Genomic DNA, 9725 nt, shown 5'->3' on the forward strand with positions numbered 1-9725 from the left:
AAGTGATATTCTAGTAGGTTCGGTTCAGACATAATCGTGTAAGACCTAAGTAAGGGAAACCAGAAAGGGCTGTGATTAGCTCAAGAATCCTCACGCCTTTAGGCCCAGGAGTGTCAAAAAACTTTAAACTAGGCTGGCAAAGATTGTTATGGCTACTGACGATCGCAAACGTCGCATTCTCGATCATCTCTCCAGAAGCACCAGTGGTGCTGACTATATTCCCAAAAAACCGCTGCCAATTGTGGAAACTCCCCCGCTGGCAGCGCAACCGGTGGCAGCGCCGCCTCCAGTGACTCCTTCACCAGAATTAACTGCTAAAGAGCGCAAAAGAAAGATAATGTCCCACCTTTCGATGAGTAGTGAAGATTTTGGCGAAATTACTAGCACTACCCCCCAAGAAAAGCGCAAACGCCAAATTAATGACCATCTGCGCCAAAGCCAAGGATAAATAGTAAGGAGTGAGAATTAGCAACTAGGCATCTTCTAGACTGTTCTCACTCCCTCATTTTCTGCTGTCGATGGGAATAATGACAGTTGTTGCAAATCAGTTCCTCGCTCTGGCAACAAGGAAATGTTAAAGTTAGTAATGAGCGCTTCGGTGATCGGATGACGTAATTTTTCTGTGGAACCAACATGATAAAAATGCTGTTTAGTATAGATATAAAACTTATCAGCACTCCAATTTTTTTTAATTAAAGGATTGCTTCTAAACTGATTACTGTGCCAAGTGGACAAAATAAACCGACAAGAAATATCCTTTAAAATAGTCACCAAACAATCTTCATCCTCTTCAGACCAAGAGTTAAAATAATCGACGTTTCTCCCTAAATAAGGAGGATCGAGATAGAGCAAATCTGTTTTTTGCCAATCAGATAAAGTCTCTCGAAAGTCAGCAACTTGAAAATTATAATCAGTTTTAATCAGAATATTTTCTATGGCAATAACTTGATTGACTATTTTGGTAATATATGCTTGAGAAAATCGTTCTGATTTATGACAGTAAGGTACGTTAAACTGTCCCTTACGATTGAATCTCATCACGCCATTAAAACAGGAGCGATTGAGAAATAAAAAATCTAGAGAATTAGGAGATTGATTAAATCTTTCTCGTACTTGATAATAATAACTTTCTCCCTGCTCCTTAAGAACTTGACCATTTTCTTGCAAAAAAAGCTTAACAGTTTTACTGGTAATAACTTGATTTTTTAGATTATTATAAAACTGGATAATATGAGTATTTGTGTCCGCAAGTAAAGCCTTTTTGGGATTAATATTAAAAGCCACCACTCCCGAGCCAGAAAAGGGTTCTATCCAACGCCCAAAGCTCAGATCAGACACAATATTTTTAACATCTTTAACCAACTTAGTTTTAATTCCTTGACACTTAATCGGTGGCACAAGCGGCGTTAACTTCACTAAACACTCTCCTCATCAACAGTAATCTCTATCCACAGCAAACTTAGCTGCTGTTGGCTCGTGAATAAAGGTCAAATTAGGGTAAAAATTTTGTTGAGATACTAACTCTATCTTTAATTGGTTACATCTAGCAAAATTATCAAATATGGGAAAAAGAAGCAATTCTAGGATTTTGGAGATGATTTTCGTATCAATAGATATAGTATATACTTCTAGGCAGTTTAAATTCAGTACAGCTTATCCCAGAAACCCTGAGACTCTTGTTAGAACAAATGAACTAAAAAAAATTCTCGTCACCATTGTTGTCAGAATTATGAGAATTACGTTACATTTAGTTAAGATTTAATTGGCTGCGGGGATTAATCTCGAAAAAATAACCTAAAATCCTTGACAAAAACAGCTAAATGAGTTAGGCAAAAATCTTTATCCTAGAACCACTAAACAAACATGAAACTATCCTGGAAAACGATTTTACTGTGGACATTGCCCGCCCTTGTGGTCGGTTTTTTCCTCTGGCAAGGCACTTTTGCCACGGCCACCGGTAATATCGGCAATAACACCGCCACTACCCGCATGACCTACGGACGCTTTCTAGAATACCTAGAGAGTGGTAGGGTTGTCAGCGTCGATCTCTACGAAGGTGGCAGAACTGCGATCGTACAGGCCCTAGATCCAGAACTAGAAAACCGAGTACAACGCCTACGAGTCGATTTACCGGCCAATTCCCCCGATTTAATCGCCCGTTTACGCGATTCTAAAATTAGTTTCGATGCTCACCCGATGCGGAATGACGGCGCTTGGTGGGGATTCCTCGGTAATCTACTTTTCCCCTTTTTGCTGATTGCCGCTCTCTTTTTCCTCTTCCGCCGTTCTAATAATATGCCCGGCGGCCCCGGTCAAGCGATGAGTTTTGGTAAATCAAAAGCCCGTTTCCAGATGGAAGCGAAAACCGGCATCACCTTTGATGATGTGGCAGGAATTGACGAAGCGAAGGAAGAATTACAGGAAGTCGTCACTTTCCTCAAACAACCGGAGAAATTTACCGCCGTCGGGGCCAAAATCCCCAAAGGAGTCCTGTTAGTTGGCCCTCCCGGTACGGGTAAAACCCTGTTAGCCAAAGCGATCGCCGGTGAAGCGGGTGTACCTTTCTTCAGCATTTCCGGTTCGGAATTTGTGGAAATGTTCGTCGGTGTCGGTGCTTCTCGCGTGCGCGATTTGTTCAAAAAAGCCAAGGAAAATGCTCCCTGTTTAATCTTTATCGATGAAATTGACGCAGTAGGTCGTCAACGGGGTGCCGGTATCGGTGGTGGTAACGATGAACGGGAACAAACCCTAAACCAATTATTGACAGAAATGGACGGTTTCGAGGGGAATACGGGAATTATCATCATTGCCGCCACTAACCGCCCCGATGTTCTCGATTCCGCTCTCATGCGTCCGGGCCGTTTTGATCGCCAAGTAACCGTCGATGCACCCGATTTTAAAGGTCGTTTAGAGATTTTAGACGTTCATGCCCGCAATAAAAAGCTGGCCAACGACGTTTCCATCGAAGCGATCGCCCGTCGCACTCCGGGGTTCAGTGGGGCAGATTTAGCCAATTTACTGAACGAAGCGGCAATTTTAACCGCCCGTCGTCGTAAAGAAGCCATTACCCTGTTAGAGATAGATGATGCGGTAGATCGCGTGATCGCTGGTATGGAAGGCACTCCTTTAGTCGATAGCAAGAGCAAGCGCTTAATCGCTTACCATGAAGTGGGTCATGCGATCGTGGGTACGCTCTTAAAAGATCACGATCCCGTCCAGAAAGTGACTCTGATTCCCCGGGGACAGGCCCAGGGTTTAACTTGGTTCACTCCCAACGAAGAACAGGGTTTAACCACGAAAGCGCAGTTAATGGCCCGGATTTCCGGTGCTTTAGGTGGTCGGGCGGCCGAGGAAGAAATCTTCGGCTATGATGAGGTGACTACCGGTGCGGGTGGCGATTTACAGCAAGTCTCTGATATGGCGCGTCAGATGGTGACTCGTTTCGGGATGAGTGATTTGGGTCCTTTGTCCCTAGAAAGTCAAGGGGGTGAAGTGTTCCTCGGTGGCGGTTTGATGACTCGTTCCGAGTATTCTGAGAAGGTCGCTACTCGCATTGATGATCAGGTGCGATCGATCGTGGAACACTGTCATGAAATTTCTCGGCAAATTATTCGCGATCATCGCGAAGTGATCGATCGAGTGGTGGATCTGCTGATCGAAAAAGAAACGATCAATGGGGAAGAATTCCGGCAAATTGTGGCTGAATACGCCTACGTTCCCGAAAAAGAACAGTTTGTACCCCAGTTATAGGTTAATTTTAATACAGATGCGATCGGGTGGGTTAAAGCTCACCCGATTTTTTTATACTAGGGATTTAGTTATCATCATCGTCATCGTCTTTATTCTGGTCATTATCATCGTCTTTTTGCCGATTTTCCCCGTCTTTATCGCTATCTTCGTCTTTTTGCGGCGATTCCACCGTGGTAGGGACGTTTTTCGGTTCTTCGGCTTCTTTTGCTCCCTGACAAGCGCCTAAAACCGTAGTCAAGGTTAACAGAATCAGCAAAACTAAGGATTTGATTTTCATTGTCTTTCTCCCCACTCGATCGATGAATATAACGATTTTAAGACTTTTGGGCGGTGGGTAGCTTGGCTAATTCCAAGAGAGTACATTCCCAGACTAAACGGGGTTGAACGTAGGCTAACAGCTGCCGGCGGGTTTTTTCCAAGATTTGCAAACTCGATCGCTCTCTTCGTCGTTGCCAATCCTCATACTGAAGATAACTCACATACCATAATTGGGTTTCCGTGTCAAGGGTTTGAGCAATAATTTTTCCTAAGTTTAAGGACTGGGAGAGTTTTAGGGGAAATTTGCTTAAAGATCGCGGTAAATCTTGGGGGAGACTATCGAGAAACTCTAAAGCGGCGATCGCTTCTCCAGGGCTACCTTGGGCTAAACCGAGAATTGCCGGATAATTGAGAACGCGAGCGTGTCCGTTAGAGCGGAGGACTTGAGCGAGATTTTCTTCCGAAAGACGCTGAAAAGGGACGTGTTGACAGCGAGAAACGAGAGTAGGTAGTAAAGAGGAGGGACTGGGAGCAATCAGGATTAAAGTGGCTTTTCCAGGTTCCTCAAGCGTTTTTAAGAGCGCATTTGCCGCCGCTTCCGTCATGGTGTCTGCTTCCTCGATCACTACCACAGAGCGGGCCGATTCGAGAGGAGGACGACTTAAAAAGTTAGTAATCTCGCGAATTTGCTCGATACGAATTTGCGGGGGAGCTTTACGCTTGAGATTGCTTTCCTGTGCTTCTTGTGCGGTGAGCAGTTTGCCTTGGTGTTGATAAGTGGGTTCAATCCAGAGTAAATCGGGATGATTGCCTCCCAGAAAGCGTTTCAGGATTAATTCCCTTGTTTCCGGCGATCGATCTCTAGTTAACAAGTCTTGACAGAAACATTTTGCGGCCAGATTACGTCCAATTCCCTTAGCGCCGGCGAATAAGTAAGCGGGAGCGATCGAATTGATTTCAAGCGCTCTTTGTAGTAGTTCAATGGCCTGATTTTGACCGATTAACCGTGACCAATCTATCATCTTTTCCCTGCCATGGCTCGCTATTCCTGTTCCTATTTTGTCGGGATTTCTCCTCCTCAGACCGGGTTTTTATACGATGATATCCTAAGTTTGGGTGAATTTGAAATCATCAAGCGCCGGCCCGATGTCTTGCTTTTATCGGAAGTTCCTAACGATGCTCTCTTTCCCCAGTTAGTGAAAGTGGAATTATTTATTCATCCTCCCACTAGCTCGGAACTTCAGATTGATTTATTGGTAAAAAATCATGAATTACCCCTGAGAACTAATAATCGTTGTCGGCGATTTTTTGAATCTATTCACCAGATTATTACCAACAATTATCAAGGGCAATCCCTGACCAGAATTACCGCTTAAAACTATTCGTTGCTATCTTCGTCAGCTGATGAAGACTTGGGGACAAAATACCACCTTATCACCGTGATTTAACTGGGGTGCTAACTTTTCCTTCCCTATCCCCATCAATAATACGATAGATAACTTCGCTTTAAATAGGGTTTGCGGCAAAAAGTTTCTCGTGGGGGCAGGGTGTGGGGTGTGGGGTGTAGGGTTTTACCCATTTTCATGTGGTCAATTACCTAATTTTCAGGGAAAAAGTACCTGAATTTTACCCCCGACCACTCCCATGGCCAGTACTTTTTGATTGACAAAAAGTCTAAAAGTCTTACCCAACAAGGTTTTTAGATTTATTCAGCAAGCTCTAAATAAACCGCAAAAGTTATTGAGAAAAAATCGGCATTGCTTTATTTTTTGCCTTCCTGCGTCGATTTGAGCGGGGGAAATTGACGACGTAAAAGCAAGGAATTACTCACTACCATAACCGAACTAAAAGCCATCAAAGCTGCTGCTAGGGACGGACTGAAAGCTAGACCCCAATGGGGTAGTAATAAGCCACCGGCAATGGGAATAGCAAGGGTATTATAACCCAAAGCCCAAAAAAGATTTTGTCGGATTTTTTGCCATGTGGCCAGACTTAAATGCAGAGATTGCACCACATCCTCCAGGCGATCGCTAATTAAAACGATCCCGGCCGTTTCCATGGCCACTTCCGTCCCACCAGCCAGAGCAATACCGATGTTAGCCTGTCCTAGTGCGGGAGCATCATTGATACCATCCCCGACCATAGCGACGATTTTGCCCTCTTTTGTCTGTAAGTCAGCAATTAAGGCGGATTTTTCGGCGGGAGCAACTTGGGCATAAAATTGACTAATACCCAAACTATTAGCGATCGCTGTCACCACTTCTTGGTGATCGCCACTGAGTAAAATCACCTCTAAACCGAGTTTTTGTAACTGATTAACGGTTGTTTGAGCATCAGGACGCAATCGATCCTGAAAAGCGATCGCGCCGAGTAATTGTTCTTCCATACCCAGATAAATCACCGTTTTACCCGCTTGTAAAAGCTCTTGAATGCCCGGGATAGTTTCATCGATTTTAATGCCGTTCTGCGCCAACCATTGCCGATTTCCCAGAACAATTTTCGACCCCTGCACCCTTGCAGAAACTCCCAATCCGGCCACAGTTTGAAAATCTTCCCCCGTCAGGTTAGTAGGAGGAGTAACCGCGTCTAAAATCGCCCGAGCAAGAGGATGATTAGTACCACTCTCCACTACTGCCGCTAATTGCTGAATTTCCAGGGGATTAAGCTCAGAAAAACTCAAACAATCGGTAATTTCTGGATGACCTTGGCTAAGGGTTCCCGTTTTGTCAAAAACCACCGTTTGCAGTCGCGAGACGGTTTCCAAAACATCGCCCCCTTTAATTAAAATACCCCGTTCGGCTGCTAAACTGGTTCCCACCAGTAGGGCCGTAGGTGTGGCTAAACCGAGAGCGCAGGGACAAGCGACCACAAGCACAGAAATCGCTAATTTTAGGGACAAAAGTAGGGGAGAAATGGGTTGAATCATCTCGTGGTGTCCTGTGGTTGACCCTAACACCTCTGGAAAGAGCCTAGTTCCCCAAAAATACCAAAAGAGCAGCACAATTAGGGCAATTATCATCACTCCGTAGGCAAAATAACCCGCTACCCGGTCTGCTATCTTCTGTACTGGGGCCTTGCGAGTTTGGGCTGATTCCACGGCTGCGATAATCTTAGCTAGGGTGGTATCAGTTCCCACCTGACGAGTTTGCACGGCGATCGCACCAGAGAGATTGAAACTGCCAGCAATGACTAGATCTGCCATTTCCTTAACCACCGGCAGCGATTCCCCCGTTAACAAAGCTTCATCTACCGTGGTTCTTCCCTGAATAATCTCCCCATCCACGGGAATTTTTTCCCCAGGTAAGACGCGCACCCATTCCCCGACGCGCAGCTGTTCCACCGGAATCGCCACGCCCACACGGTCATCTGTACTACCAATCAGGTGAGCCACTGCCGGTTGTAGGGAGGTAAGCGCTTCTAGGTCTGCGGCTGCGCGATGACGGGAATGCGCTTCTAGAGTCCGTCCGAGGAGAATAAAACCTAACAGCATGACTGGTTCATCGAAAAAGCACTCTAGACCGAGATTAGGGAAGATAAGAGCCAAACAACTGGCTATATAGGCGCTACCTGTGCCTAAACTAACGAGAGTGTTCATATTTGGCATCCCGTGCCGTAATCCGCGCCAACCATCGATGAAAATATCGCGGCCGGGGAATAAAATGGCTAGGGTGGCTAAAGTCCAGTGAAAAGCAATACTTTGAAAGATGGGGATTTCTGGTCCCCCGATGTGGTGTAAGTGACCGATCAGGGAAAAAACCAGTAAACAACAAGCGATCGCTAATCGGTATAATTGTTGTTGCTGTTCTTTTTGTTGGTTTTGCCGACGTTGATTTTGTTGAGAAAGGGGAGTCGATGAGCTGCGCGGTTGGGTGGGGAATCCTATCGCGGTTAATTTTGCGGCTAATTGCTCTGGTGCGATCGCTTCCGGTTGGTATTCAATCACGGCAATTTCCGTGATTAGGTTAACTTGGGCCGATTTTACCCCTTGATTTTGGCTGAGTTGTCGTTCTACGGCACTCACACAGCCGGCGCATTTCATGCCTTTTACGTCTAGAGTAGCGGTTTTTAGTCCAGTTTCGGCGGCTAGGATCATGGAAAAAGTAGGCAAGGATGGTCTTTACTTCTATCCTAGAAATTCTCGGCCGATTTTTAAACTATTTTGGCGATCTCTTCCCGATCCCTTCTCGATCGGCAATAGTTAGACTACAATAGTGTCAACTTAGTCAAAAGACTACAAAGGTGGTAATGATATGCGGCGTTATCTCAGAGAAGTATGGAATGATATATTAAAAGGTGAAAACCTTGATCTCTACATAATAATTCCTACTGCGTTAGTAATTGGCATACTGAACTTCGCGAGTTCTACATTAAGTGCGATAACTTTAGGAATTCTAGCCATGATGGCACACTCTCTACTATCAAATCGAAAAGCAACAAACAATGTTCAATCATCTACCAAAGAATTAAAAGAAGCAACAAACAATGTTCAATCATCTACCAACGACTTAAAAGCAGAAATTATCAATGAAGTAAAAGAAGCAACAAACAATGTTCAATCATCTACCAACGACTTAAAAGCAGAAATTATCAATTTCAGAAAAGCAATTAACAACGGAAACCTTGAAATAGCCCAACAAGATATTCTTTATGCAGAGCTTATTAAATGGATTTTTCAAAATAAAACTCCTGAAAAGATAACTTTCATTCAACATTCAGGAGTTTTACTTAGGGATAAAATCCTTGCTCCTCTCATGCGCTTAAACACGAAGATTATTCTTTATCAACAGTGCGATCAAATCTGGGATAGGCTTAATTTGGGTGGAGATACAAAGGATAGGATTTCACAAATTCCACGCGAATTGTATTTGAGAGAACGTAACAACCGACATGATCCTAATAATTGCTATAATGCTCATCTCTACATAAAACGCTTTTATTCCCCTGCATCTGTTAGGGCTGTCTTGGTTGATAGCGATGTATTAATTATAAGTTGGTACGTTTATTCTCAAGACGAGCAAGGACGAACAAACATAAAAGGCTCAGAATATCCCGGAGTCATGGTTTTCAAAGAAACGACTGAATTTAATATCTTGAAGTTGATACTGGAAACAATCTGTAAAGATCTTGACCAAGAATGTTTAGATCAACCTGAAGATTATCCAGGATCTCAGTTAATTCATATATACGAAGCTAAACCCCATCCACCGGTAAACCCGTAGCTTTAGGGTGCGTTCCCTAATGCAGTGCGATCGCCGATCTTGTAGTGCGATCGCCGATCTTGTAGGGTGCGTTAATGAAATGTAACGCACCTTATCTAATGTTCAAAATTCGTGCGTTACGCTGACGCTAACACACCCTACTGGACTGACACAGCTAAAATAGGGCAATAGATAAGCTCAACTGAGGACATCAATCATGGGAAGATGTAGGCGAGATAAAGTGCGATCGCCGATCTTGTGGGGTGCGTTAATGAAATGTAACGCACCTTACCTAATGTTCAAAATTCGTGCGTTACGCTGACGCTAACACACCCTACTGGATTGTTTCAGTGCGATCTGATAGGGTGCGTTAATGAAATGTAACGCACCCTATCTAATGTCAGTAGATGGAAAAGTTTGGATTTAAGGCGATCGCCATAATGTTTGGTATTGTTTGATACAAAAAGCTTCTCAAAAAATATTAAGAAAACTTATAACAAAACCAAGAAAAATCTGGTT

The 9725-nt window shown here is 44.1% G+C and carries 9 protein-coding genes; 4 read left to right on the forward strand and 5 right to left on the reverse strand.

Annotated features, from left to right (window positions below):
• Positions 1-148: 148 nt before the first annotated feature.
• Complete coding sequence (locus EWV84_RS10025; protein WP_287077874.1) at positions 149-448, forward strand: hypothetical protein; 300 nt, start codon at positions 149-151, stop codon at positions 446-448.
• A gap of 35 nt (positions 449-483) precedes the next feature.
• Here the strand turns inward: EWV84_RS10025 and EWV84_RS10030 are convergent, their stop codons facing one another.
• Entirely contained in the window at positions 484-1416 is a 933-nt protein-coding gene (locus EWV84_RS10030; RefSeq protein WP_287077875.1) for a DNA adenine methylase, read from the reverse strand.
• Positions 1417-1431: 15 nt separating this feature from the next.
• Positions 1432-1647 carry a type II restriction endonuclease gene (locus EWV84_RS10035; RefSeq protein WP_323801829.1) on the reverse strand — a complete coding sequence of 72 codons (216 nt, stop codon included), beginning with the start codon at positions 1645-1647 and terminating at the stop codon, positions 1432-1434.
• 216 nt (positions 1648-1863) lie between these two features.
• Between EWV84_RS10035 and ftsH2 the strand changes: the two genes are divergently transcribed.
• Positions 1864-3750 (forward strand): ATP-dependent zinc metalloprotease FtsH2, encoded by a 1887-nt coding sequence (gene ftsH2 / locus EWV84_RS10040; RefSeq protein WP_287077876.1) that lies wholly within the window; start codon positions 1864-1866, stop codon positions 3748-3750.
• Positions 3751-3814: 64 nt separating this feature from the next.
• On the opposite strand, the gene EWV84_RS10045 is transcribed toward ftsH2, so the two are convergent.
• Positions 3815-4027 carry a neurohypophysial hormones like protein gene (locus EWV84_RS10045; RefSeq protein WP_287077877.1) on the reverse strand — a complete coding sequence of 71 codons (213 nt, stop codon included), beginning with the start codon at positions 4025-4027 and terminating at the stop codon, positions 3815-3817.
• Positions 4028-4064: 37 nt separating this feature from the next.
• Entirely contained in the window at positions 4065-5030 is a 966-nt protein-coding gene (gene holB / locus EWV84_RS10050; RefSeq protein ID WP_287077878.1) for a DNA polymerase III subunit delta', read from the reverse strand.
• Between the two features lie 12 nt (positions 5031-5042).
• On the opposite strand from holB, the gene EWV84_RS10055 reads away from it, so the two are divergent.
• Positions 5043-5384 carry a hypothetical protein gene (locus EWV84_RS10055; protein ID WP_287077879.1) on the forward strand — a complete coding sequence of 114 codons (342 nt, stop codon included), beginning with the start codon at positions 5043-5045 and terminating at the stop codon, positions 5382-5384.
• A 386-nt stretch (positions 5385-5770) separates the two neighbouring features.
• Here the strand turns inward: EWV84_RS10055 and EWV84_RS10060 are convergent, their stop codons facing one another.
• Positions 5771-8101, reverse strand: a complete 2331-nt coding sequence (locus EWV84_RS10060; protein ID WP_287077882.1) for a heavy metal translocating P-type ATPase — start codon at positions 8099-8101, stop codon at positions 5771-5773.
• A gap of 157 nt (positions 8102-8258) precedes the next feature.
• Between EWV84_RS10060 and EWV84_RS10065 the strand changes: the two genes are divergently transcribed.
• On the forward strand, positions 8259-9227 hold the full coding sequence (locus tag EWV84_RS10065) for a hypothetical protein (protein WP_287077880.1): 969 nt from the start codon (positions 8259-8261) through the stop codon (positions 9225-9227).
• Positions 9228-9725: the final 498 nt, after the last annotated feature.

Source organism: Microcystis sp. M_QC_C_20170808_M3Col, from assembly GCF_007095505.1.
Lineage (GTDB): Bacteria > Cyanobacteriota > Cyanobacteriia > Cyanobacteriales > Microcystaceae > Microcystis.